Here is a 22,691-nt window from a genome sequence, read left to right on the forward strand (position 1 = left end):
GAACAACGCTCAGACAAATAAAAAAGGCAGGAACCTCGACGGTTCCTGCCCTTCTTTCCTGCGCCGCGAGGCGTGACGCCCCGCGTGAAACTTACGCGTGCTCGCCGAGCACCGACACCGTGACGTCGACCAGCACGTCCGTGTGCAGCGCCACTTGAACCGGATGGTCGCCGACCATCTTGATCGGGCCTTGCGGCAGACGCACTTGCGCCTTTTCCACTTCCGCGAAGCCTTGCTTCTTCAGCGCGTCAGCGATGTCCGCGTTCGTGACCGAACCGAACAGGCGGCCGTCGACGCCAGCCTTCTGCGAGATCTGAACCGTGAAGCCGTTCAGCTTTTCGCCTTGCGCTTCGGCAGCCTTCAGCTTCTCGGCAGCGACCTTTTCGAGTTCGGCGCGGCGAACTTCGAATTCGGCGATTGCGTCCTTGGTCGCGCGGCGAGCCTTCTTGCCGGGGATCAGGAAGTTACGTGCGTAGCCGTCCTTGACCTTGACGATATCGCCGAGGTTGCCCAGGTTGACGACCTTTTCCAAAAGAATGATTTGCATTTTTGGCTTTCCTTAGTGCGTCGTCTGATTAGGCCTTGTGCAGGTCGGTGTACGGCAGGAGCGCGAGGAAACGCGCGCGCTTGATTGCCGTGTCGAGCTGGCGCTGATAGTGCGCCTTCGTGCCAGTCAGACGAGCCGGCGTGATCTTGCCGTTTTCGCCGATGAAGTCCTTCAGCGTTTCCGTGTCCTTGTAGTCGATGTACTCGACACCGGCTGCCGTGAAACGGCAGAACTTCTTGCGCTTGAAGAGCGGGTTTTGTTGCTGACGACGCTTGTCGAATTTCTTACCAGTCGGGCGGGGCATGATTAGTCCTTTCCAATGTCCTGCAATTCTGTGATGTGAAACACCAGGGTTCGCGCGTTACGGCTTTTCTTCGCCAGAAAGCCGGTGAAGCGTGTTTCGACGCCCATCGGACAACTTTCCAGTCTGCCGCTCGCTTCGCCGGCCGCCACCGCCTGCAGTGTCAGTTCGATTTTCCGGGCGATGCCCGCTTCGACGACTTCTGCCGCGTGTTGCAACGTGCAGCTTGCGATCGGGATGCCGGCGGGCGAATACCGCACCGGTTCGCGTTCCACGACGCTTGCTGTCAGTTGCAGCCGGTTCATTCCTGGTGGCTTGACAGTATCGAACTGTCGTTAAGCCTGCGCTTCGGACGGCTGGCTGGCCGCCTTCTTGGCTTCTTCGCGCTGCACTTCCTTCATCATCGGCGACGGGCCGGTTTCGGCCTTCTTCATCTTGACGATGAGGTGACGCAGAACGGCGTCGTTGAACTTGAACGCGTGCTCCAGCTCTTCGAGCGTAGCCTGATCGCATTCGATGTTCATGCAGACGTAGTGAGCCTTCGCGAGTTTCTCGATCATGTAGGCCAGTTGGCGACGGCCCCAGTCTTCGATGCGGTGGATCTGGCCACCGTGCGACGTGATCGTGCTCTTGTAGCGCTCGATCATCGCGGGCACTTGCTCGCTTTGATCGGGGTGCACGATAAAGACGATTTCGTAATGACGCATATTCACTCCTTGTGCGAACTTTTGGATAGAAGCCGCCCGGGCGTCGGACCGGTGCGGCAAGTGAGAAGCCCGAGAGTATATACCTGCCGGGTATCTTCGTGCAAGGCTTTGGCTGCTTTTTCAAGCACTTAGCCCACAGAGTGCGTCTCGCCGGGCAACGTGAGCGGGCGGCTCCAGTAACCCGGCTGCGTATAAATTTCCTTAAGATAATCAATGAAATAGCGCACGCGCGCCGGCACATAGCGCTGCTGCGGATAGACCGCAAGGATGTCGTAGTCGGGAAGCTCGAAGTCGTCGAGCACGGTTTCGAGTTCACCCGATTCGAGTTGCCGCTGGATTTCCCAGGTAGAGCGCCAGCCGAGCCCAAGCCCTTCCGATGCCCAGCGATGCAGCAATTCGCCGTCGTTGCAATCCAGATTGCCGGTCACGCGCACGGTCACGACCTTGCCGTTGCGCCGGAAATACCAGCCGCGGTTCTGTCCGCCTTGCAGGTTGAACGCAAGGCAGTTGTGGTTCGGCAGGTCCTCGAGCGTTTTCGGGCGTCCATGCTTCTTGAAGTACGCGGGCGTGCCGCACACGACGCGCCGGTTGCTCGCGAGCTTCACCGCGACGAAATTCGGGTCCACCGCCCCGCCGATGCGAATCGACAGGTCATAGCCCTCGCGCACCAGATCGACGACGCGGTCGGTCAGATTGAACGACATCTGCAGTTCCGGCTTGTCGCGCACGAACGGCGGCGCATGCGGCGCGACATGCATGCGCCCGAACGCCGCCGGCGCCGACACGATCAGATGCCCGCCCACCGCGCGCCGTCCCGCTGCAAGCTCGTTTTCCGCCTGATCCCAATCCGCGAGCAGGTTCTTGCAGCGGTCGAGAAATGCCGCGCCCTCTTCGCTCACGACTAGCCGCCGCGTCGAGCGATACATCAGCTTCACGCCGATGCGCTTTTCGAGGGCGTCGATGCGCCGTCCGAGAATCACGGGCGATACGCCCTCTTCAAGTGCCGCCGCCGCGAGACTGCCCGCCTCGGCCACGCGCACGAAGGTTTCTATCTGCTTGAAGCGGTCCATGCGTGTCTCCCGCCAATGCCCCGTCACGCCGGCATTCGATACTTTTTGTTTGGAAAAAAACGACTGTCGCTGATCTTATCAAACCTTTTTCACAGACTTAAAGTGCAACGGAACCCTGCTTGAATGCAGACAGCGATTTCGGATAGAGACCCCAGGAAGGAGACAACCATGCCCAAGATGAGAGCCGTCGACGCAGCCGTCCTCGTGCTGGAAAAAGAAGGAATCGATACCGCGTTCGGTGTGCCGGGCGCGGCCATCAACCCGTTCTATTCCGCGATGAAGAAGTCGGGCGGCATCAGCCACGTGCTCGCGCGCCACGTCGAAGGCGCATCGCACATGGCCGAAGGTTATACCCGCGCGGCGCCGGGCAATATCGGCGTGTGTATCGGCACGTCGGGTCCGGCGGGCACGGACATGATCACCGGCCTCTACTCGGCGCAGGCCGACTCGATCCCCATTCTCGCGATCACCGGACAGGCGCCGCGCGCGCGTCTGTACAAGGAAGATTTCCAGGCCGTCGATATCGAATCGATCGCCAAGCCCGTCACGAAATGGGCCGTCACCGTGCGCGAACCGGCGCTCGTGCCGCGCGTGTTCCAGCAGGCTTTCCATCTGATGCGCTCGTGCCGTCCGGGTCCGGTGCTGGTCGATTTGCCGATCGACGTGCAATTGGCCGAAATCGAATTCGACATCGACACGTACGAGCCGCTGCCGGTCTACAAGCCGAAAGCGACGCGCGCGCAAATCGAAAAAGCATTGACGATGCTCAACGACGCGCAAAAGCCGTTGATCGTCTCGGGCGGCGGCGTGCTCAACGCGGCGGCGGAAGACCTGCTCGTGCAGTTCGCGGAGACGCTCGGCGTGCCCGTCATTCCGACGTTGATGTCGTGGGGCGCGATCCCCGACGACCACCCGCTCATGGCCGGCATGGTCGGCTTGCAAACGTCGCACCGCTACGGCAACGCGACGATGCTCGCTTCCGATTTCGTGCTCGGCATCGGCAACCGCTGGGCGAATCGCCACACGGGCAGCGTCGAGGTTTACACCAAGGGCCGTAAGTTCGTGCACGTGGATATCGAGCCGACGCAGATCGGCCGCGTGTTCGGACCGGATCTCGGCATCGTGTCGGATGCGAAGGCCGCGCTCGAACTGTTCGTGGAAGTGGCGAAGGAATGGAAGGCGGCGGGCAAGCTGAAGGACCGCGGCGCGTGGGTCGCGGATTGCCAGCAGCGCAAGCGCACGATGCAGCGCAAGACGCACTTCGACAATGTGCCGATGAAGCCGCAGCGCGTCTACGAAGAGATGAACCTCGCGTTCGATCGCGATACGTGTTTCGTGACGACGATCGGTCTTTCGCAGATCGCGGGCGCCCAGTTCCTGCATGTGTTCAAGGCGCGCAACTGGATCAACTGCGGCCAGGCCGGCCCGCTCGGCTGGACGATCCCCGCCGCGCTCGGCGTGCGTGCGGCCGATCCGCAACGCAAGATCGTCGCGCTGTCGGGCGACTATGACTTCCAGTTCATGATCGAAGAGCTCGCGGTCGGCGCGCAATTCAAGCTGCCGTACGTGCACGTCGTCGTGAACAACTCGTATCTCGGGCTGATCCGTCAGGCGCAGCGCGGCTTCGACATGGACTACTGCGTGCAGCTCGCGTTCGACAACATCAACGCGCCCGAACTCGAAGGCTACGGCGTCGATCACGTCGCGGTTGCCGAAGGCCTCGGCTGCAAGGCGCTGCGCGTGTTCAAGCCGGAAGACATCGCCGGAGCGCTGAAGCAGGCGCAGGCGTTGGCGGCGGAGCATCAGGTGCCGGTCGTCGTCGAGATGATTCTCGAGCGCGTGACCAACATCGCGATGGGCACCGAGATCGACGCGATCAACGAGTTCGAAGAACTCGCCGAAAGCAAGGCCGATGCGCCGACCGCCGTCACGCCGCTCGACTGAAGCATCGCCGCCGCGCGTTCGTCGAGTACGCGCGGCGCGAATCCACTGACCGACCATCAGGAAAGAACAATGCCGAAATTTGCCGCGAACCTGACCATGCTGTTCAACGAAGTCCCGTTTCTCGATCGCTTCGCCGCGGCCGCGAACGCGGGTTTCAAGGCGGTCGAGTTCCTGTTTCCGTACGCGTTCTCGATCAGCGATATCCAGCAGCGCCTGAAGGACAACGACCTGCGGATCGTGCTGCACAACCTGCCCGCCGGCAACTGGGAAGCGGGCGAGCGCGGCATCGCGTGCTTGCCGGACCGCGTCGCGGAGTTCCGTGAAGGCGTGCCGCGCGCGATCGAATATGCGAAGGCGCTGAACGTGCCGCAACTGAATTGCCTCGTCGGCATTCCGGGGGCGGGTGTATCGGTGGATCAGGCGCGCGCGACCATCGTCGAAAACCTGCGTTTTGCGGCCGACGCGCTGAAGAAGGAAGGCATCCGCTTGCTCGTCGAGCCGTGCAACGCCTACGACATTCCGGGCTTCGCGCTGAATCGTTCGAAGGAAGGGCTGGACGTGATCCAGGCGGTCGGTTCGGACAATCTGTTCCTGCAGTACGACATCTATCACATGCAGCGCATGGAAGGCGAACTCGCCGCGACGATCAAGAAGAACCTGCCGAAGATCGCGCACATCCAGCTTGCCGACAACCCCGGCCGCAATGAACCGGGCACCGGCGAGATCAACTATCCGTTCCTGTTCGCGCTGCTCGACGACATCGGCTATCAAGGCTGGATCGGCTGCGAATACAAGCCGCTCAACGGCACGGAAGCGGGTCTCGGCTGGCTTCAATCGATCGGCGGCGTGCAGCAGCGCGCCACGGCTTAACGAGAGACACAAGGAGGAGCATCAAGTATGGCAACCATCGGTTTCATCGGCCTCGGCATCATGGGCGCGCACATGGCGCGCAATCTCATCAAGGGCGGCCACAAGCTCGTCGTGAACGGCAAGTTTCCGGTGCCGGACGACATCCGCGCGCAGACGCAGGTCGTCGCGGATTCGACCGCGGTCGCGCAGGAAAGCGAGATCGTCATCACGATGGTGCCCGACACGCCCGATGTCGCCAATGTGCTGTTCGCCGATGACGGGGTCGCGAAGGGTCTCACGAAGGGCAAGCTCGTGATCGACATGAGCTCGATCGCGCCGCTGGAGACGCAGGAGTTCGCGAAGAAGATCAACGCGCTCGGCTGCGATTATCTCGATGCGCCGGTGTCCGGCGGCGAGGTCGGGGCGCGCGAAGCGACGCTCACGATCATGGTCGGCGGCCCGGAGAAGTCGTTCAACATCGCGAAGCCGCTGTTCGAACTGATGGGCAAGAACATTTCGCTCATCGGCGATAACGGCGCGGGTCAGACGTGCAAGGTCGCCAACCAGATCATCGTCGCGCTGAACATCGAGGCGGTCGGCGAGGCGCTGCTCTTCGCCGCGCGTTCGGGCGCCGATCCGGAGCGCGTGCGCAAAGCGCTGATGGGCGGTTTTGCATCGTCGCGCATTCTCGAAGTGCACGGTGAGCGCATGACGAAGCGCACGTTCAATCCGGGCTTCCGCATCGAACTGCATCAGAAGGACCTGAATCTCGCGCTCGATGGCGCGCGCAAGATGGGCCTCGCCCTGCCCCACACCGCGAGCGCGCAGCAACTTTTCAGCGTGTGCGCGGCGAACGGCGGCCGTGCGTGGGATCACTCGGCGCTCGTGCGCGCGCTCGAGATCATGTCGAACTTCCAGGTGGCCGAGGAGCCGCAGCAGAGCAAAGCTGCTGCGTGATTCGCGTCATCTGAACCGTGGGGCGTCCCGCGTATGGGCACGCGGGACAAATGCCGCTCTGGGCTGAGGGCGGCAAGTGGGGTCCGAGAAGCGGCACCCGGCGGTGCGCCGGGTAAGCCTTGGTCGGTCAGACGGTTTGTCGTCGGGTGTCCGCGTCGGATTGTTGCAGTTTGCGTCCTACCGCTGAAGCATGAGCGGTGCTACAAATCCTTTTGTTGAAACTCAGAACTATCCGGTGGTGATCGCGACTAATCTGCCTAGACTTCGCGGGCCGTCACACCACCGTTAATCAAGGAGTTGAACAATGGGAATTCTCAGCTTTATCAAGGAAGCGGGCGAGAAACTCTTCGGCGCAGCCGCGCCGAGCGCGCAGGCGGCTTCTGCTGCCGCGCCGGTCGATGTCGCCGCTCTCAATCAGAAAGCGGGCGAGGCTATCGCGACGTACCTTCGCTCGCAAGGCCTCAACGCAGATAACCTCGATGTCAAATATGACGGGGCGTCGCATACGGTGACGGTGTCGGGTCAGGCGCCGGATCAGGCGACGAAGGAGAAGATCCTCGTCGCGGCGGGCAATGTGCAGCATGTCGACAAGGTCGACGATCAAATGACCGTGCCGAATAGCGAGCCTGAATCGCAGTACTACACTGTGGTGTCGGGTGACAATCTTTGGAAGATTGCTGAGAAGTATTACGGGAACGGTTCGAAGAACGATGTGATTTTCGAGGCTAACAAGCCGATGTTGAAGAGTCCGGACAAGATTTATCCCGGGCAGGTTTTGCGGATTCCTGCGGTTAGCTGATTTCTCTTCTTGGTTTCGGGACGCGGGCTTTGTGGTTCGCGTTTTTTTGCTTTCGCGCCGGATCCCGGTTTCTTTGTGGTTTATTAGCGCTGCCCCTGTGCGGGGCGGCACTTACTTTCTTTGCTGCTGCAAAGAAAGTAAGCAAAGAAAGCAGCTTTTCAGGCCCGCGGTCACACGCAGGTTGAGTAGTACTCTCGTCCTCGGTGGCACTCGCCTAAGTGTCGCCCTCATAGGCCCAACTGGGCTTGGCTCGCGCACGGTCCGCCACATCGCACCACATAACGAACTGGTGCAGCACGAAAGAGCATCGGCACAGCGCTGCGCGCTGCCGTCGGGTATGCGAGGGAAACCATCGAAGAAAAAGCACTTGCAAACCCGATCGACCCATCGGCCGCGCAGCGGGCTGGAGCTATATCGTGCTGAACCCGCGCGCTAAACGGACTCGCGAGTCAAACCGTGCGCGATCCAAGCCCGGTGATTGTGATGAGGGCACACGTTAGGCGAGTGCCACGGTAAACGAGAGGACTACCCAACGTGCGTGTGACCGCGGGCGTAACAGAAGCTGCTTTCTTTGCCTACTTTCTTTGCAGCAGCAAAGAAAGTAGGTGCCGCCCCGCACAGGGGCAACGCTAATAGACCAAAAACAAAACGGGATCCGGCGAAAGACTCACTCCAATTCCCTCAACCCCTCAAGCAAAGTAGGAATCAACTCACTCACCGTAGGATGAATATGCATAGCCCGCTGCAAGGTCCCATAAGGCGCATCCGCATTCATGATATCGATGAACGTATGAATAGCCTCATCCCCTTCGATGCCATAAATCGCCGCCCCTAAAAACCGCTGCGTGCGCGCATCGACCAGCGCCTTCATGAAGCCATCCGTTTCCCCGCGTTCCCGAGCGCGCCCCACGCGTGACATCGGCATCGTCGCGATGAGCGCCTCGCGTCCATCTTTTCTCACCTCTTCCTCGCTCATCCCCACACGAGCAAACGGCGGATCGACAAACACCGCATACGCCATGATGCGTGTATCGACACTGCGCGATTCTCCATCGATCAGGTTCGAAGCGATGATCTCGTAATCGTTCCACGACGTATGCGTGAACGCGCCGCGCCCATTCACGTCGCCCAAGGCATAGATGCCTTCCACATTGGTCCGCAACTGGCCGTCGACATCGATCATGCCGTGCCGGTTCACAGCCACACCCGCCCGCTCAAGACCGAGGTCGTCCGTGTTGGGCGTGCGGCCCGTCGCGAAGAGCACATGCGATGCGTCGATCACCTCATCGCCGATGACCACGCGCACACCGCGCGCCGACGGCTCCGCGCGCGAAATTTGCGCGCCAAAACGAAACTCGACGCCCTCGCGCACGAACACATCCTGCATCGCGCGAGCAACGTCCTCATCCTCGCGCGTCAAAATACGATCGCCGCGCACGAGCAATGTCACGCGGCTGCCGAAGCGGCGGAACATCTGACCGAATTCGAGCGCGATATAGCTCGCGCCGACGATCACCAGATGTTCGGGCACTTCCGTCAACTCGAGAATCGTCGAATTGGTCAGATACGGCACGCGCTCGAGCCCGTCGATGTCCGGCACCACCGCGCGCGTGCCCGTGTTGATGAAGACGAGATCGGCGTTGATCGCCTGCGTCGAGCCGTCGCTTGCCTCGATCGATAGTGCGCGCGGCCCGGTAAAGCGCCCATGTCCGTTGAACACGGTAAGGTTGTTCGTCCCGCGCAGCCACTTCTCGATGCCCGTGCGCGATCCTTCGATCACCTCGTCCTTGCGCGCTTTCACGCGCGCCATGTCGATGGTGATATCGCCGCCGATCATCACGCCGTATTGCGCCGCCGTGCGCGCAACATGCGCGGCGCGCGCGCTCGCGACATAGGTCTTCGTCGGCGTGCAGCCGACATTCACGCACGTGCCGCCGAACAGATGCCGCTCGATCACGGCAGTGCGCCTGCCGCTTTCCGCAAGCCGTACGGCAAGCGGCGAGCCGCCCTGCCCCGTACCGATGACGACCGCATCGAAGTGCTGTGACATGCTCGTTTTCTCCCCGGCATTTTGCGTTCAAAACGCAAAATGCCATGCGAATGAAGCGGATGAGGAATGCAATGCCGGATCGAAATGCATCTTACGCGCAACTCAATGGAAAGGCAGACGCCGTGCCCGTGTTCGTCGCGCGCTCCAATACAGGCATGGCGCGTGCTGTTTCTCTGACGAACGACCCGCGTCATCGCGCCACGCGGCACGATCGACCAAGCGCCCACACACCAACACGCATAAAGAAGCCCTAAGGCATACATGACCGAGACGATCTGGTTTCTCGTCGTCGGCGGCGTGCTCATTTTCATGGGCCTCGCCAGTTCGACGTTCAAGCGTCTGCCGATCAGCACCGCGATGTGCTATCTCGCGATCGGCTTCGCCATGGGTCCAGCCGCAGCCAATCTACTGACGCTCGACCTCGCCACCGACGCCACCGTCCTCAGGCGCATCACCGAAGTCGCGATGCTCGTATCGCTGTTCGCGATCGGTCTGAGGCTGCGCGTGCCGCCGACCGACCGCATCTGGATCCTGCCGATCCGCCTCGGCCTCGTCGCGATGATATTCACCGTCGTTCTGCTCACGCTCTTCGGCGCGTACGTGCTCGGGCTCAGTTGGGGACCGGCGCTGCTGCTCGCCGCGATGCTCGCACCGACCGATCCCGTACTCGCTCACGACGTGCAAGTGGAAAAACCCGGCGACATCGACCTGTTGCGTTTCTCGCTGACCGGCGAAGGCGGTCTCAACGATGGCATCGCGCTGCCGATCGCGCTGCTCGGCATCGCCGTGTGCCGCTTCGAGGCGACGCCAAGTGAAGCACTGCACTGGAATTTTGCATTACAGGCGATATGGGGCATTGCAGGCGCGCTCGTCAGCGGCTGGCTGCTCGGCGCGCTGTCGGTGCGGCTCGTCGCGTATCTGCGCACGCGCCACGGTCAGGCGCTCGGGCCCGAAGGCTTCTATGCGCTCGGGCTCATCGCGTTGTCCTATGGCGTCGCCGAATTGCTGCACACATACGCGTTCCTCGCGGTGTTCGCAGCGGGTCTCGCGATGCGCCGCGTCGAACAAAAGGCAAGTGGCGACAAATCCGCGCGCCAGGCGGTCGGCAAGATCGACGCGGACGACGTCGGCGCCGCGGCGGCCGATCCCGAACGCGCGCACGCATTCGTGGCCGAGCGCGTGCACGGCTTCACGATCGAACTGGAACGCATTGCCGAAGCCGCGATCATGCTTATGGTCGGCGCCGTGCTCGCGACGTTGTGGCGCGATCTCTTCACCTGGCGCGCGATCGCGCTGATCGTCGCGCTCTTTCTGGTGTTGCGGCCCGCGGCGGTCGAGGCATCGCTGATCGGATCGAATGCGAGCGGCGCGCAAAGACGGCTCATGAGCTGGTTCGGCATGCGAGGCGTCGGCTCGTTCTATTATCTGCTCTATGCACTCGAACACGCGCCGCGCGACGTCGCCGCGCCGCTCGTTCCGCTCGTCATCGCGACGATCGCCGCTTCGGTCGTCGTGCACGGCATCACCGCGACGCCGCTCATGAATCGTTATCAGCGCACGCGATCCGATGACTAGCGATGCAACTCTCATCGAGGACCGGACAAGCGTGAAGCAACTGATTTTTTTCTGCGGACATGCGGGCACCGGCAAGACGACGCTCGCCAAGGAGCTATTCGCGCCACTCATGCAGGCGAGCGGCGCGCCCTTCTGCCTGCTCGACAAGGACACGCTCTACGGCGCGTACAGCGCGGCCGCGATCGGCGCGCTGACCGGCGATCCGCACGATCGCGACAGCCCGCTTTTCATCGAGCATTTCCGCGATCCCGAGTATCGCTGTCTGATCGATACCGCCGCTGAAAATCTCGCGCTCGGCGTGAGTGTCGTGATCGTCGCGCCGCTTACGCGTGAAGTGCGCAATGCGCGTCTTTTCGATCGAGCGTGGCTCGGTATCGATGACGATGTCGACATTAGCGTCGTGTGGGTGCACGTCGAGGAAGATGTGGCGCGCGAGCGCATCGTCGCGCGGAACGATCCGAACGATGCATACAAGCTCGCGCATTGGGAAAAGTATCGCGAGCGCCTCTTCGTTCCCGACGAAGCGCTCGCGCGCACGCTCGTGATGTTCGATAACACCGCGCCGTCCGATGAAGCGCGCGCCAAGCTGCTCGCGCGCCTGACCGCTCAGGCCGCCGCGAGCTGACGCGCCGTTGCCACCGCGTTCGCGCCTTCGTACAGCTTGCCGAAGCGATTGTCGAGAAACGCGGCGAGCGGCACCTGCTCCTGACGCACGAAACCGCTTTGCGGCAGCACGCCTTCGCGGAAGAGATCGAGCTCGGCGCAGATCGCACCGGCGGTCGTGATCTGTATTGCGCTCATCGGCACGCCACATACATCCTTCGCGAAGATCTTGCGCGTGAACACGTCCTGCACGAGTTGACCACGTCGCATGCCCGTCACCGTGACGAAGATCAGCACGACGTCCTGCGCCGTCGACGGCACCGCGCGCTTCAGCATCGTCTTCAGACCATCGCGATCGGTGGACATGCGCAGATCGTCGAGCAGGAACTTCATCAGATCGCGATGCCCCGGATAGCGCACCGACTTGTAGTCGAGCGTTTCGACTTTGCCGGCGAGCGTCTCGCATAGCGTGCCGAGTCCGCCCGACGTGTTGAACGCCTCGTACTCGATGCCATCCAGCGAAAAATGCTCGACGCCTTCTAGCGGCTGCACCCATTGCGTGCGCCCCTCGCGGATCGCTTCGCACGGCTGGCAATACTCGTTGATGAGGCCGTCGATGCTCCACGTGAGGTTGTACTTCAGCGCGTTGGTCGGAAACTCGGGCAGCGCGCCAACGCGCATTTTTACTTCGCGCACATCGTCGAGACGCTTCGCGAGATCGTGCGCGACGATGCCGATGAAGCCCGGCGCAAGACCGCATTGCGGCATGAACGCGAGTTCCGAATCGTCGGCGATGGCGCGGATCGCATGCGTCGCGCGCACGTCTTCGGTGAGATCGAAATAATGTACGCCCGCCGCTTTCGCCGCCGACGCGACGTTGATCGCGAGGTAATACGGCAGCGCGTTGATGAGTGCGTCGAAGCCGACGAGCGCCTGCCGCAGCGCGGGCGTATCGGCGGAATCGACGCGGCGCGTCGGGATGCCTTGCGCGTCGATGAGCGCGAGCGCGTGCTCGTCGCGATCGAACGCGACGACGTCGAAATCCCCCGTTTCACGCAGCAAATGGGCAATGCTCTGACCGATCAATCCGGCGCCGACGAGGGCCACTTTCATCTTCATCTCCTTTATGTGCGGGTTTGGCCGAGACCATCTCCACACAGTTTAGGAGCGCACGAATACTGATCCTAGAAGCAAAATGATGCGCTTCGACGAGGGTTTTCGTCGTTTCGACGATGCAATGCTGCAAATCGTAGCGAACGGCGGTTATCCGGCGCGGTCGATCTTGCGCGCGAGAATGATCGACGTCGTCGTGCGCTCGACGCCTTCCAGCGCGCCGATCTCGTCGAGCAGATCGTTGAGGCGATCGGGCGAATCGGCACGCAGCCACGCAACATAATCGAATTCGCCGCTCACCGCGCACAGCAGTTGAATCTCGGGCATACGCGCGAAGCGCTTCTGCAGGTCGCGGCCATACTTCGGCATGAGCTTGATGCCGACATACGCTTGAATACTGGCATCGAGCACGTCCTGGCCTAGCCTCACGCCGTAGCCCGCGATCACGTCGTTCTTTTCGAGCCGCGCAATGCGCGCGATGACCGTCGTGCGCGCGATGCCCAGTTGGCGCGCCAGGTTCGCCACGCTCTCGCGCGCGTTCATTTGCAGGAGCGCGACGAGATTGCGATCGATGTCATCGAGCTGATCGAGGCGCGGCGGTCTCATAGGGGCGTCGTCCTTGAATTTTGTGTTTTGCGTTATGCGTTTTGAATGCCATCCGGCATCTTGCATTCTGCATTGCGCACGTCGTGCGTGGTGCGTCGTGCGGTTCTCGTGTTTCGCATTATCGCCGAGACGTAGCGAAAAACGCCTGCTCACACGCCGAGCTTATTCACCATGAATTCGACGAAACTCGCGAGCTTGGGCGTCGCACGCGTGTCGCGGGGATAGACCAAATGCACCGGCGACGGCTTCGGCAAGCAGTCCGCGAGAACGGCGACGAGCGCGCCGCTGCCCAGTTCATCTTCGACGAGGGCGTGCGGCTGAAGCACGAGGCCGAAGCCGGCAAGCGCGGCCTTTTTCAACGCCTGCCCGTTGTTCGCGCGAAAGCGCGCGGATTGCGTACGGCGCGCGTGCATCGCATCGTCTTCGCCTTCGAGCCGCCAGCCCGCTTCGCGTCCCAGATGCACGAAGCCCAGGCACTCGTGGCTCGCGAGATCGGCCGGCGTGGCCGGGGTGCCCGCGCGCGCGAGGTAATCAGGGGACGCGCACACCGTCATCGCGTAGGGCTTGAGCGGACGCGCGACGAAGCTCGAATCGGCGAGCGCACCGATGCGTACGGCTGCATCGAACCCTTCCTCCACGATATCGACCATGCGGTTCGTCAGATCGAGCTCGACCGTGATCTGCGCGAACGCCGCGAGGAATTCGGTGACGGCGGGCGTGACGAACTGCGCGCCGTACGTGAGCGGCACAGTGACGCGCAATGTGCCGCGCGGCGTCGCGCTCATCGATTCGGCAAGGGAATCGGCCGAATCGACTTCCGCGAGAATGCGGCGGCAGCGCTCGTAGTATTCGCGGCCGATTTCCGTCAGGCTCTGACGGCGAGTCGTGCGCACGATGAGCCGTGCATCGAGCCGAGCTTCGAGCGCCTGTAGATGCTTGCCCGCCATCGGCGCGGAGATCGAAAAACGCTCGGCGGCGGCGCTCAGACTGCCCGCTTCGACAATGGCGACGAAGACCCGCATGCTCAACAAGGTATCCACTGCGTTTTTTCCAGAGACGTTTCTAATGTAAGCAGTTGTCGCAATGCGGGCGAATCCGCATGCAATCGTGATACTAATATCCGCCGATGGCGTGATCGTCGCATGACTTTCAACGCAGACGATGCACGCCGCTTCCCATATCGACCGAAGGTATACCGAATGAAAAGAACACTCGTTGCATTGGCCGCATTCTGCGCACTCAGTCCGGTTTTCGCTCAGTCGTCGTCGCCCGTGGCGGCATCCGCGCCGGCAGCACAGGCCGGGGCATCCGCGCCGGCCGCCAACAAGCGCGAGGCCCGCGTCGAGGAACGTATCGCGGAACTGCATTCGAGCCTCAAGATCACGCCGCAGCAGGAAGAACAGTGGGCGAAGTTCGCCGACGTGATGCGCGAAAACGGCCGCACGATGGCCGATCTCTACCGCCAGCGCATCGCGCAGCGCGACACGATGTCCGCGCTCGACGACATGAAGCAATACGAGCAGATCACGCAAGCGAACGCCGACGGCACGAAGCGTCTCGTCGAAGCTTTCGAGCCGCTTTACACGAGCCTTTCGCCCGAGCAGAAGAAGCTGGCCGACACGAGCTTCCGCTCAGAGCACGGCAAGAAGCGTCACGCGAGCGCGCATCGTAGTCCGCGTGCGTCGGGCGCGGACGCGGCATCGGCGACGAAGCCCTGAGCATGCGTCGAAACCGGAAACCCGCATCGCGCGATGCGGGTTTTTTTGTTTTTACCGGTGCAAAATGACGCGAATCCCGTTACGATCCCGCTCCCCGAAGCCATCGCGGATTACACCATGCTCCAGCTTTCACAACTCGATCTCGCGGCCGACCCCGACGCTCGCCGCGTCGTGAAGGACGAAGCCGTTGCCGTCGAATTCGCGGCCGCCCCGGGCGAACTCATGAGCCTCGAAGGGCCGAACCGCTATGCGAGCGGCGATGCGATCGTCACCGGCAGCGGCGGCGAACGCTGGGTCGTGTCGCGCGAACGCTTCGATGCGAAGTACGTGCCGGAAGGCGGCATCGCGCATGGCGTGGCGGGCACGTATCGCAATCGTCCGAGCGTCGTGCTCGCCAGGGAGATGCACGAGCCATTCTCGATCGCGCGGTCCGCTGCCGGCGACATCCTCACCGGCGACGCAGGCGACTGGGTCATGCAATACGCGCCGGGCGACTACGGCGTCGTGAAGGCGGCGCGCTTCGCGAAGGTCTATCGCATCGTCTGAGCGATGCTCAGGCGAAGTCCTCGCCCATTTCGATCTGCACTTCACGCGGCACCGTCTGCCCGTCCGCGTACATCTCTTCGAGCGATCCGAGCGTCGCTTCCACATACGCACGCAGCACCGCATAGCTGCGCGCGTGCATGCGCGGCGGCAGCGCGCGATAACGCGCGAGCGCCGCGGGATCGAAGCGCACGTCGATCGTGATGCGCCGCGCGCTCGAACCGAAGCGCATCGCGACATAATGAATCACGAGCGAGGTGCGGCCTTCATCGTCGCGGCGCTCGGCGAATTGCGTCTGCTCGGGAAAGAGATCGCAGATCACATGCGCGAGCATGTCGATATCCGCGCTCGGACAGTCGTATTGATAGTCGTCCATTCGATGTCGATAGTCGATTGATGCGCTGCTCGATTGCGTCATGCATTCTGCACGGCGGCCCGCCGATAGTAGCGCACGAGCGCCACCGCGACGATCACGCCGAGCACGAGATACACCGCGTCGGCGGCGATGAGCGGCACGAGCCGCGCCTGAAATAACGCAGCAGGCAAGCCGACGAGCGCATGCGCCGCGATGAGCAACGCAAGCGCATGGCGCGAGCGTTCGCGCAGCAGTTGCCACATCAGCGCGGAAAAGCCGAGTTGCAGCACGAACGCACTCGCGCGCTCGACGAGAAAGATGCCCGCCGACACCGGCGACAAACTCATCAGCACGAGATGAATGCGCGCAATGGCTTCGAGCGGCGCGGTCGCGAAATGCGCGTCGAGCGTGCCGCGATTCGCGAGCACCGCATAGACGATCCATTGCGTCTGCACGAGCACGCCGACGATCCACGCTTCCGCCCCGCCGTGCCCGATGCCGTAACCGAGCGCGGGCCCGTGGCGCTCGAGCGCGCCGGGCTCGCGCGCAATGAGCCACTTCATCGCGAGAAAGCGTCCGGCTTCTTCGCACAGGCCCGCCGCGATCGCGCCGTAAATCACGAATACCGCCGGATTCGCGAGCCAGGCGGATGTCGCCGGATTGCTCAGCATGAAACCGTGCAGCGCCCGTTCGATAACCATCGCAAACAGCGCGAACACCGCGATGCCGAGAATCGCGTAGCGCGGCACGAGCGCAAAGCGCGGTCGCAGCTTCCTGTAAAGCACGATGGGCATTGCGGCGATGATGAGCGTCGCGAGCGCGAGGCTCAGCAACGTCGTGACACTGACCATTCAGATTCCTTGTGATGCAGGTTGTGTGTCGTCGTGATGGGCGCGCGTCGTCGATGCGCGCACGACGAGTTCGCCCGGCAGCAGACATTCGCGCGCGGACATCGCGGCGCCGCCGAGACGTTCGTGGAGAAATTCGACCGCGCGCCGGCCGATATCGTAAGTTGGCTGACGGACCGTCGTCATGCCGGCGAGCTGCGCCCATTCGGAATCGTCGATCGACATCAACGCGACGCTCGCCTGCCAGTCCACGCCATGATGTTCCTTCAGATGCACGGCGACGCGCAACGCGACCGGCCCGTTCGCCGCGAAAAGCGCAACGCGCCTGCCCGCCGCTTTGGCCGCCGCCACGCGCGCATCGAGTTCGGCGAGCGCGGGCGTGGCATCGGCGAGATCGATCACGAGCGTCGAGCCGCTCGCACGCAGCGCCGCGACGGTCTCGCGGAACGCACTCTCGCGCAGGCGCCGCGAGCTGACATGCGTGACGGGCTGCACGATGAACAGCAGTTCGTCGAAACCTGCATCGACGAGATGACGCGTCGCGATCTGCACGGCGGCGGGATTGTCGAGCCCGACCATGTCGGTGACGAAGCCTTCGACCGAGCGATCGACGAGCACGACCGGAATGCCGCCGCGCGCGAAGCCTTGCAGCAGTTCCTCCTTCACGCCGAGCGCGTTGACGATGACGCCTTCGACGCGATACGTCGTCAGCAGTTGCAGATAGCGCCGCTCCATGTCGATTTCGTTGGCCGCGTGACAGATGAGCGGCATATAGCCGAGCGCGTGACACGCGGCTTCGACGCCTTGCAGCACTTCGACGGAATACGGATTCGTGAGGTCGGCGAGCAGCATGCCGATCAGCCGGTTGCGCCCGCGCTTCAGGCCGCGCGCCATCTGATTCGGCCGATAGTCGAGCTTGGCGATTGCCGCCTCGATACGCTCGCGCAGATCGGGCGACAGCACGCCCGTTTCGCCGTTCAGATAGCGCGAGATGCTCGTCTTGCCCGTGCCGGCTTCGCGGGCGACATCGGTGATCGTCGCGCGGCGTGTGCCGAATGCGCCCGGGCGGTTCGTCAGTGTGGGATCGTCGGACATAGTGGTCGTGGGCGCGCGCTTCGCCTCGGGGCGCGGCGCGATGCCGTCATTATCGTTCTCCTCGCGCATGTTAGCGCATGCCCGCGCGACCCACGGTTTTCAGCGCGCGAGCACGTCGCGATTGACGATGTTCGCAGTGAGCGTGCCGTCCAGTGCGCCGATGAGATTTTCGGCGGCGTTGCGCGCCATCGCATGACGCGTTTCGTGCGTGGCCGAGCCGATATGCGGCAGCGCGACGACGTTCTTCATCGCGAGCAGCGGCGAGTCGGCGGGCAGCGGTTCCTGCTCGAAGACGTCGAGGCCGGCGCCGCGAATCGTGCCGTTTTGCAGCGCTTCGATGAGCGCGTGTTCATCGACGGTCGGGCCACGCGAGGCGTTGATCAAAATCGCGGACCGTTTCATCTTCTGCAACTCCTTTGCGCCGATTAGACCGCGCGTTTGCGGCGTGAGCGGCACTTGCAGGCAGACGAAGTCGGATTGCGCGAGGAGTTCATCGAGTTCGACGCGCTTTGCGCCGTACTCCTTTTCGGCCTGTTCGTTCGGGCTGCGGTTCGTGTAGAGCACGTTCATGCGAAAGCCGAGCGCCGCGCGCCGTGCGACCGCCCCGCCGATGCGTCCCAATCCGACGATGCCGAGCGTCTTGCCTTGCACGTCGACACCGAAATGCGCTTCGCCGATGCTTGCTTTCCATTGGCCTTCCTTGACCCATTCCGCGAGTTCGACGACGCGGCGCGCGCTTGCGAGGATCAATGCGAAGACGGTATCGGCGGTTGACTCCGTCAGCACGTCGGGTGTGTGCGTGAGTACGATACCGCGGCGCGTGAGGTCTTCTACGTCGAACTGGTCGAAGCCTACTGAGATCGTCGACAGTGCTTTCAGGCGGGTTGCGCCTTCGATCATGTCGGGGGTTATCTTTATGCTTGCGCCGATCGCGCCGTCGGCTGTTTTTAGTGCTTGCACGAAGGCCTTGTGGTCTTTCGGGTCCACCGCTTCCACTTCCGCGTGGGTGCGGAGGTAGGCTTCTATGTCGCTTGGCAACGCTTTATAGGCTACGATTTTTTTGGGCATGGTTTTGAGTTTCTCGTTTGGTTCGACGTTTTACTTTGGGCTGCTATGGAATCCTGCTGTCTTGTCGGTCTATTGGCTCTGCCCCTGTGCGGGGCGGCAGTCACTTTCTTTGCTGCTGCAAAGAAAGTAACCAAAGAAAGCAGCTTTTCACGCCCGCGGTCACACGCACGTTGGGTAGTTCTCTCGTCCTCCGTGACACTCGCCTTACGTGTGCCCTCATCACAATCACCGGGCTTGGATCGCGCACGGTCTGACGAGCCAGGAGTTTTAGGGCGCTGGTTCAGCACCAAATAGCGCCGGCCCCGCTTCGCGGCCGATGGGTCAATCGGTGTGCATGTGCTTCTACCTGAAGCCACCATCTCACCGCGCACGCGCACCATCGGTTTCCCTCGCGTACTCCACGGCAGCGCGCAGCGCAGTGCTGGAACTATTTCGTGCTGAACCAGCGTCCTAAAACTCCTGGCTTGTCAGACCGTGCGCGATCCAAGCACGATTGGGCCTATGAGCGCGACACTTAGGCGAGTGCCACTTGGGACGAGAAAACTACCCAAACTGCGTGTGACCGCGGGCCTGAAAAGCTGCTTTCTTTGGTTACTTTCTTTGCAGCAGCAAAGAAAGTGACTGCCGCCCCGCACAGGGGCAACGCTAATAAACCGATAACAAAATGGGATCCGGCGATAAAAAAACCCTCAAGACCTAACCACAACCCCACCCCGAACCCCAGCCTGCGGCTTAACCGCCAACGTAAGCCAAACAGCGAGCAAAAGAGCGACGCTCATGAAAACATAAGAAGCAGCCGGCGACCCGGTAGCCCCATTCAGATACCCCACGAAATACGACCCGACGAACGACCCCAACGCACCCATGCTATTGATGAGCGCCATCGCCCCGCCGGCGACATTCTTCGGCAGCAACTCCGGCACGATCGCAAAGAACGGCCCATAAGGCGCATACATCGCCGCCCCCGCGATCACGAGCAACGCATACGAAGCCCAAAAGTTCGTCGAACCCAGCAGATACGATCCCGCAAACGCCACCGCGCCAATCAGCAGGAAAGGCCACACAAAAGCCTTGCGCGCCTGAAGCTTGTCGGAGGCCCACGAAGCCAGCAGCATCGCGATCGTCGCGGCAAGATACGGCACCGCCGAAAGCCATCCCGTCTCGACCATCCCGAGCGTCGAACCGCTCTTCAAAATGGACGGCAGCCACAGCACGAAACCATATACCCCAATGCTCCAGCAGAAATACTGTGCGCACAGCTTGATCACCGCCGGGGACTTGAACGCCTCGCGATAGTTCTTCACCGGCTTGATCGCGGCCTGCTCGGCGCGCAGTGTCGCATCGAGATCGTTCTTTTCCTGCTCCGTGAGCCAGCTCACCTGCGCGGGCTTGTCCTTCACGATGAACCACCAGATCACCGCCCATACCACCGCAGGCAAGCCTTCCGCGATGAACATGTGGCGCCAGCCGAACGAATTCACGAGATAGCCCGACACAACCGACATCCACAAGACCGTCACCGGATTGCCGAGAATCAGAAACGTATTGGCGCGCGAGCGCTCGGACTTCGTGAACCAGTTCGCGATGAAGACGAGCATCGCCGGCATCACCGCCGCCTCGACGACGCCGAGCACGAAACGAATCGCCATCAAGGACGGTATGTTGCTCACCATGCCCGTCAGCGTCGCGCATCCGCCCCACAAAACAAGACTCCAGAACACGAGCTTCTTCACGCTGCGCCGCTCGGCGTAGATCGCGCCCGGAATCTGGAAGAAGAAATAGCCCAGAAAAAACAGCGCGCCGATCAACGACGACAGCCCCTTGCTGATGCCAAGATCCTGATTGATGCCCGCCGCAGCCGCGAAGCCATAGTTCGCGCGGTCGAGATAGGCAAGGCTGTACGTAATGAACACGATCGGCATGATCGCCCACCAGCGGCGCACGGCCAGCGTGGGTGTGGAAGAACTTTGCATGGTTGTCTCCGAACGCAAATCGGTTAGGTCCCGGTTGATTACTGGTTGAGTCCGGGCTGATGGCCTCAGGCCAGATCGATTGCGGCTTTGGCCGTCTTGTCGTTGAAATCCCGTACTTCGAGCAGATCGAGCGCGGCGCGCGTCGGCAAACCTTCGCTGTCGCCGATCACCTGAATTGCCAGCGCGCCGATACGGTTGCCGCGCGCGATCGCATGACGCACGTCGCGCCCTTCGAGCAATGCACTCACGACACCGACCGCGAAGCCATCGCCCGCGCCGACCGTATCGACGACGTTCTCGACCGGCACGCCCGGCACGATGCCCTGCTCGCCGCCGGCCGTGCGAAAGTACGCACCGTGCGCGCCCAGCTTGACGACTACGCCTTTCGCGCCGCGATCGAGATAGAACGCCGCGATGTCCTCGGGCTTCGCATAGCCCGTCAACGTCAATCCTTCCGACACGCCCGGCAGCACCCAGTCGGCCAGCGCAGCGAGCGCGTTGAGCGACGCCGCCATCGCCTCGCGCGACGGCCACAAGGTCGGGCGCAGGTTCGGATCGAACGAAATCGTCTTGCCCGCCGCACGCATTTCGCGGGCCATGTGGAAAGCAAGTTCGCGCGACGTCGCCGAGATCGCCGGCGCAACGCCCGTCAGATGAAGATGACGCGCGCCAAGCACGTAGTCGGCGCAGTAGTCGTCGAGCGACAGATGGCTCGCCGCCGAGCCCTTGCGGAAATATTCGACCGCCGGATCGCTGCCGTCGTCGCATCTGCCCTTGAGCTGGAAGCCGGTCGGATAACGCTCGTCGATCGTCACGCGGCGCGCGTCGATGCCTTCGGACGCGAGGACATCGAGCACGTATCGGCCGAACGAATCGTTGCCGACGCGGCTCATCCAGCCAACCTTGAAGCCGAGGCGCGACAGGCCGATCGCGACGTTCAAATCCGCACCCGCGACGCGCTTCGTGAATTGACCGGCCTTCGCGAGATCGCCGGTGACGGCGGCGACGAACATCGTCATCGCTTCGCCGTAGGTCACGACGTCGAGGGCTTCGGGCTTGGCATGCATGTCGGTTTCCTTTCCAGATGAATGCTGAATGCAAAATGCATTATTCAAATTGGCATTCAAAATGTCGCAATTCAGAATGCCGCAACACGGGCGACCTGGCGCGCGGCGTCGGCGTCGAGCGAAACGTCGGCGCCGGGAATGAACGGATATTCGATGCCGCGCGGCACATCGCCCGGCAGGTGCGCGAGCAGCGTAGCGAAACGCGCATCGCCATTGGCGGGCGCGACGGCGAAACGGCGCGCGCCCTCGCCCATCACCGCCTTGCAGTGGACATAGCCGACGTGCGGCGCAAGGCGCTTCGCCGCGTCGAGCGGGTCTTGCTCCGCCCAATGCCAGTTGCCCGTGTCGAAGGTCATCGCGAGACCGCTTTGCGCAGGCAGCGCCGCGAAGAGCGCGGCGAACGCGGCGATCGTGCCGCCAGCCTTCAGTTGTCCGTTCTCGACGACGACCCGCGCACTCGATGCCGCAATGCCTGACATCAGCCGGTCGAGCGCCGCCGGATCGGTCGCGACGCCGCTTTCCGTACCGCCCAGTTGCAGCTTGACGATGCGCGCTTCGAGCGCCGATGCCTCGTCGATCGCGAGCGAAAGCGCGGCGGCATCGAGCGCGCCGTCGTCTCGGAAAAGCATCGCGGGCGTCGAGTAGACGGACCACAAGCCGTGCGCGCGAATCCGTTGGCCGAGCTGCGCGAGCGCTTCGGGTTGCGCATCGGCGTCGCTCGCAAACAGTTCGCGGCGCACCTCGAAACCGTCCGCCCCCGCGCGCGCTGCGGCTGCGGCCCACACGGCGTGGCCATCGCGACGGATTGCGTCCGCGCCGAACGCGCTCGCGACGATCACGATGTCGGCGCGATGCTCAACTGTCCGGGAAATCTCGCTCACTTGCTTCACACCTCGAATTTCT

Annotated in this window: 24 protein-coding genes; 8 read left to right on the top strand and 16 right to left on the bottom strand. The window is 62.5% G+C overall.

The window, feature by feature from the left end; translation table 11 throughout:
* Positions 1–91 precede the first annotated feature (91 nt).
* The 5 genes from rplI to AWB77_RS26990 form a co-directional block, all read right to left on the bottom strand.
* Positions 92–547: a 50S ribosomal protein L9 gene (gene rplI / locus AWB77_RS26970; protein ID WP_061137521.1), complete on the bottom strand. Its 456-nt coding sequence runs from the start codon at positions 545–547 to the stop codon at positions 92–94.
* 28 nt (positions 548–575) lie between these two features.
* Entirely contained in the window at positions 576–851 is a 276-nt protein-coding gene (gene rpsR / locus AWB77_RS26975) for a 30S ribosomal protein S18 (RefSeq protein ID WP_007000150.1), read from the bottom strand.
* A gap of 2 nt (positions 852–853) precedes the next feature.
* Positions 854–1,153: a primosomal replication protein N gene (gene priB / locus AWB77_RS26980; protein ID WP_061137522.1), complete on the bottom strand. Its 300-nt coding sequence runs from the start codon at positions 1,151–1,153 to the stop codon at positions 854–856.
* Between the two features lie 30 nt (positions 1,154–1,183).
* Positions 1,184–1,555: a 30S ribosomal protein S6 gene (gene rpsF / locus AWB77_RS26985; protein ID WP_061117413.1), complete on the bottom strand. Its 372-nt coding sequence runs from the start codon at positions 1,553–1,555 to the stop codon at positions 1,184–1,186.
* A gap of 128 nt (positions 1,556–1,683) precedes the next feature.
* The gene (locus AWB77_RS26990) at positions 1,684–2,625 is read right to left on the bottom strand and encodes a LysR family transcriptional regulator (RefSeq protein ID WP_061137523.1); all 942 of its coding nucleotides are present in this window, start codon (positions 2,623–2,625) and stop codon (positions 1,684–1,686) included.
* Positions 2,626–2,793: 168 nt separating this feature from the next.
* Between AWB77_RS26990 and gcl the strand changes: the two genes are divergently transcribed.
* From gcl to lysM, 4 genes are all read left to right on the top strand, one after another.
* The gene (gene gcl / locus AWB77_RS26995) at positions 2,794–4,569 is read left to right on the top strand and encodes a glyoxylate carboligase (RefSeq protein WP_061137524.1); all 1,776 of its coding nucleotides are present in this window, start codon (positions 2,794–2,796) and stop codon (positions 4,567–4,569) included.
* 69 nt (positions 4,570–4,638) lie between these two features.
* Entirely contained in the window at positions 4,639–5,439 is an 801-nt protein-coding gene (hyi, locus tag AWB77_RS27000; RefSeq protein WP_061137525.1) for a hydroxypyruvate isomerase, read from the top strand.
* Positions 5,440–5,466: 27 nt separating this feature from the next.
* Positions 5,467–6,375: a 2-hydroxy-3-oxopropionate reductase gene (locus AWB77_RS27005; RefSeq protein ID WP_061137526.1), complete on the top strand. Its 909-nt coding sequence runs from the start codon at positions 5,467–5,469 to the stop codon at positions 6,373–6,375.
* A gap of 304 nt (positions 6,376–6,679) precedes the next feature.
* Positions 6,680–7,174 (top strand): peptidoglycan-binding protein LysM, encoded by a 495-nt coding sequence (gene lysM / locus AWB77_RS27010; RefSeq protein WP_061137527.1) that lies wholly within the window; start codon positions 6,680–6,682, stop codon positions 7,172–7,174.
* 667 nt (positions 7,175–7,841) lie between these two features.
* Here lysM and AWB77_RS27015 read toward each other — a convergent pair.
* Complete coding sequence (locus AWB77_RS27015) at positions 7,842–9,224, bottom strand: FAD-containing oxidoreductase (protein ID WP_061137528.1); 1,383 nt, start codon at positions 9,222–9,224, stop codon at positions 7,842–7,844.
* Between the two features lie 261 nt (positions 9,225–9,485).
* On the opposite strand from AWB77_RS27015, the gene AWB77_RS27020 reads away from it, so the two are divergent.
* A complete protein-coding gene (locus AWB77_RS27020; protein WP_061137529.1) occupies positions 9,486–10,799 on the top strand; it encodes a cation:proton antiporter in 1,314 nt (437 codons plus the stop codon).
* 31 nt (positions 10,800–10,830) lie between these two features.
* Positions 10,831–11,424 (top strand): P-loop nucleotide/nucleoside kinase family protein, encoded by a 594-nt coding sequence (locus tag AWB77_RS27025; protein ID WP_074168974.1) that lies wholly within the window; start codon positions 10,831–10,833, stop codon positions 11,422–11,424.
* Here AWB77_RS27025 and AWB77_RS27030 read toward each other — a convergent pair.
* The 3 genes from AWB77_RS27030 to AWB77_RS27040 form a co-directional block, all read right to left on the bottom strand.
* Positions 11,406–12,515, bottom strand: coding sequence for a saccharopine dehydrogenase family protein (locus tag AWB77_RS27030; protein ID WP_061137585.1), 1,110 nt, complete (start codon positions 12,513–12,515; stop codon positions 11,406–11,408). The two genes, AWB77_RS27025 and AWB77_RS27030, sit on opposite strands and share 19 nt — an antisense overlap.
* A gap of 150 nt (positions 12,516–12,665) precedes the next feature.
* Positions 12,666–13,121, bottom strand: a complete 456-nt coding sequence (locus AWB77_RS27035) for an Lrp/AsnC family transcriptional regulator (protein WP_061137531.1) — start codon at positions 13,119–13,121, stop codon at positions 12,666–12,668.
* Between the two features lie 149 nt (positions 13,122–13,270).
* The gene (locus AWB77_RS27040; protein WP_061137532.1) at positions 13,271–14,161 is read right to left on the bottom strand and encodes a LysR family transcriptional regulator; all 891 of its coding nucleotides are present in this window, start codon (positions 14,159–14,161) and stop codon (positions 13,271–13,273) included.
* Positions 14,162–14,320: 159 nt separating this feature from the next.
* Here AWB77_RS27040 and AWB77_RS27045 point away from each other — a divergent pair, with 159 nt between their 5' ends.
* Together AWB77_RS27045 and AWB77_RS27050 are read left to right on the top strand one after the other, a co-directional pair.
* Positions 14,321–14,839: a Spy/CpxP family protein refolding chaperone gene (locus AWB77_RS27045; protein ID WP_061137533.1), complete on the top strand. Its 519-nt coding sequence runs from the start codon at positions 14,321–14,323 to the stop codon at positions 14,837–14,839.
* A 117-nt stretch (positions 14,840–14,956) separates the two neighbouring features.
* On the top strand, positions 14,957–15,385 hold the full coding sequence (locus AWB77_RS27050) for a PGDYG domain-containing protein (protein ID WP_061137586.1): 429 nt from the start codon (positions 14,957–14,959) through the stop codon (positions 15,383–15,385).
* A gap of 7 nt (positions 15,386–15,392) precedes the next feature.
* Here the strand turns inward: AWB77_RS27050 and AWB77_RS27055 are convergent, their stop codons facing one another.
* The 7 genes from AWB77_RS27055 to AWB77_RS27085 all read right to left on the bottom strand — a co-directional run bounded on the left by AWB77_RS27055 (position 15,393) and on the right by AWB77_RS27085 (position 22,669).
* The gene (locus AWB77_RS27055; protein WP_061137534.1) at positions 15,393–15,758 is read right to left on the bottom strand and encodes a DUF3022 domain-containing protein; all 366 of its coding nucleotides are present in this window, start codon (positions 15,756–15,758) and stop codon (positions 15,393–15,395) included.
* Between the two features lie 38 nt (positions 15,759–15,796).
* Positions 15,797–16,588, bottom strand: coding sequence for a YhfC family glutamic-type intramembrane protease (locus AWB77_RS27060; RefSeq protein WP_061137535.1), 792 nt, complete (start codon positions 16,586–16,588; stop codon positions 15,797–15,799).
* Positions 16,589–17,680: a LacI family DNA-binding transcriptional regulator gene (locus AWB77_RS27065; RefSeq protein WP_061137587.1), complete on the bottom strand. Its 1,092-nt coding sequence runs from the start codon at positions 17,678–17,680 to the stop codon at positions 16,589–16,591. It abuts the gene before it with no gap.
* Positions 17,681–17,779: 99 nt separating this feature from the next.
* Positions 17,780–18,748 carry a 2-hydroxyacid dehydrogenase gene (locus tag AWB77_RS27070; protein WP_061137536.1) on the bottom strand — a complete coding sequence of 323 codons (969 nt, stop codon included), beginning with the start codon at positions 18,746–18,748 and terminating at the stop codon, positions 17,780–17,782.
* A 689-nt stretch (positions 18,749–19,437) separates the two neighbouring features.
* On the bottom strand, positions 19,438–20,721 hold the full coding sequence (locus AWB77_RS27075) for an MFS transporter (protein WP_061137537.1): 1,284 nt from the start codon (positions 20,719–20,721) through the stop codon (positions 19,438–19,440).
* 65 nt (positions 20,722–20,786) lie between these two features.
* Positions 20,787–21,788: a sugar kinase gene (locus AWB77_RS27080; RefSeq protein WP_061137538.1), complete on the bottom strand. Its 1,002-nt coding sequence runs from the start codon at positions 21,786–21,788 to the stop codon at positions 20,787–20,789.
* 71 nt (positions 21,789–21,859) lie between these two features.
* Positions 21,860–22,669: a sugar phosphate isomerase/epimerase family protein gene (locus AWB77_RS27085; RefSeq protein WP_082852765.1), complete on the bottom strand. Its 810-nt coding sequence runs from the start codon at positions 22,667–22,669 to the stop codon at positions 21,860–21,862.
* Positions 22,670–22,691: the final 22 nt, after the last annotated feature.

This window comes from Caballeronia fortuita (assembly GCF_001544835.2).
Classification (GTDB): domain Bacteria; phylum Pseudomonadota; class Gammaproteobacteria; order Burkholderiales; family Burkholderiaceae; genus Caballeronia; species Caballeronia fortuita.

Excerpts from the sequence above, each read along its gene's own strand:
- AWB77_RS27055 (WP_061137534.1), bottom strand. The coding sequence starts at position 15,758 with ATGGACGACTATCAATACGACTGTCCGAGCGCGGATATCGACATGCTC.
- AWB77_RS27060 (WP_061137535.1), bottom strand. The coding sequence starts at position 16,588 with ATGGTCAGTGTCACGACGTTGCTGAGCCTCGCGCTCGCGACGCTCATC.
- AWB77_RS27020 (WP_061137529.1), top strand. The coding sequence starts at position 9,486 with ATGACCGAGACGATCTGGTTTCTCGTCGTCGGCGGCGTGCTCATTTTC.
- AWB77_RS27065 (WP_061137587.1), bottom strand. The coding sequence starts at position 17,680 with ATGTCCGACGATCCCACACTGACGAACCGCCCGGGCGCATTCGGCACA.
- AWB77_RS27080 (WP_061137538.1), bottom strand. The coding sequence starts at position 21,788 with ATGCATGCCAAGCCCGAAGCCCTCGACGTCGTGACCTACGGCGAAGCG.
- AWB77_RS27015 (WP_061137528.1), bottom strand. The coding sequence starts at position 9,224 with ATGTCACAGCACTTCGATGCGGTCGTCATCGGTACGGGGCAGGGCGGC.
- AWB77_RS26990 (WP_061137523.1), bottom strand. The coding sequence starts at position 2,625 with ATGGACCGCTTCAAGCAGATAGAAACCTTCGTGCGCGTGGCCGAGGCG.
- hyi (WP_061137525.1), top strand. The coding sequence starts at position 4,639 with ATGCCGAAATTTGCCGCGAACCTGACCATGCTGTTCAACGAAGTCCCG.
- AWB77_RS27005 (WP_061137526.1), top strand. The coding sequence starts at position 5,467 with ATGGCAACCATCGGTTTCATCGGCCTCGGCATCATGGGCGCGCACATG.
- lysM (WP_061137527.1), top strand. The coding sequence starts at position 6,680 with ATGGGAATTCTCAGCTTTATCAAGGAAGCGGGCGAGAAACTCTTCGGC.
- rpsR (WP_007000150.1), bottom strand. The coding sequence starts at position 851 with ATGCCCCGCCCGACTGGTAAGAAATTCGACAAGCGTCGTCAGCAACAA.
- AWB77_RS27030 (WP_061137585.1), bottom strand. The coding sequence starts at position 12,515 with ATGAAAGTGGCCCTCGTCGGCGCCGGATTGATCGGTCAGAGCATTGCC.
- AWB77_RS27050 (WP_061137586.1), top strand. The coding sequence starts at position 14,957 with ATGCTCCAGCTTTCACAACTCGATCTCGCGGCCGACCCCGACGCTCGC.
- AWB77_RS27045 (WP_061137533.1), top strand. The coding sequence starts at position 14,321 with ATGAAAAGAACACTCGTTGCATTGGCCGCATTCTGCGCACTCAGTCCG.
- gcl (WP_061137524.1), top strand. The coding sequence starts at position 2,794 with ATGCCCAAGATGAGAGCCGTCGACGCAGCCGTCCTCGTGCTGGAAAAA.
- rpsF (WP_061117413.1), bottom strand. The coding sequence starts at position 1,555 with ATGCGTCATTACGAAATCGTCTTTATCGTGCACCCCGATCAAAGCGAG.
- AWB77_RS27075 (WP_061137537.1), bottom strand. The coding sequence starts at position 20,721 with ATGCAAAGTTCTTCCACACCCACGCTGGCCGTGCGCCGCTGGTGGGCG.
- AWB77_RS27070 (WP_061137536.1), bottom strand. The coding sequence starts at position 18,748 with ATGCCCAAAAAAATCGTAGCCTATAAAGCGTTGCCAAGCGACATAGAA.
- priB (WP_061137522.1), bottom strand. The coding sequence starts at position 1,153 with ATGAACCGGCTGCAACTGACAGCAAGCGTCGTGGAACGCGAACCGGTG.
- AWB77_RS27035 (WP_061137531.1), bottom strand. The coding sequence starts at position 13,121 with ATGAGACCGCCGCGCCTCGATCAGCTCGATGACATCGATCGCAATCTC.
- rplI (WP_061137521.1), bottom strand. The coding sequence starts at position 547 with ATGCAAATCATTCTTTTGGAAAAGGTCGTCAACCTGGGCAACCTCGGC.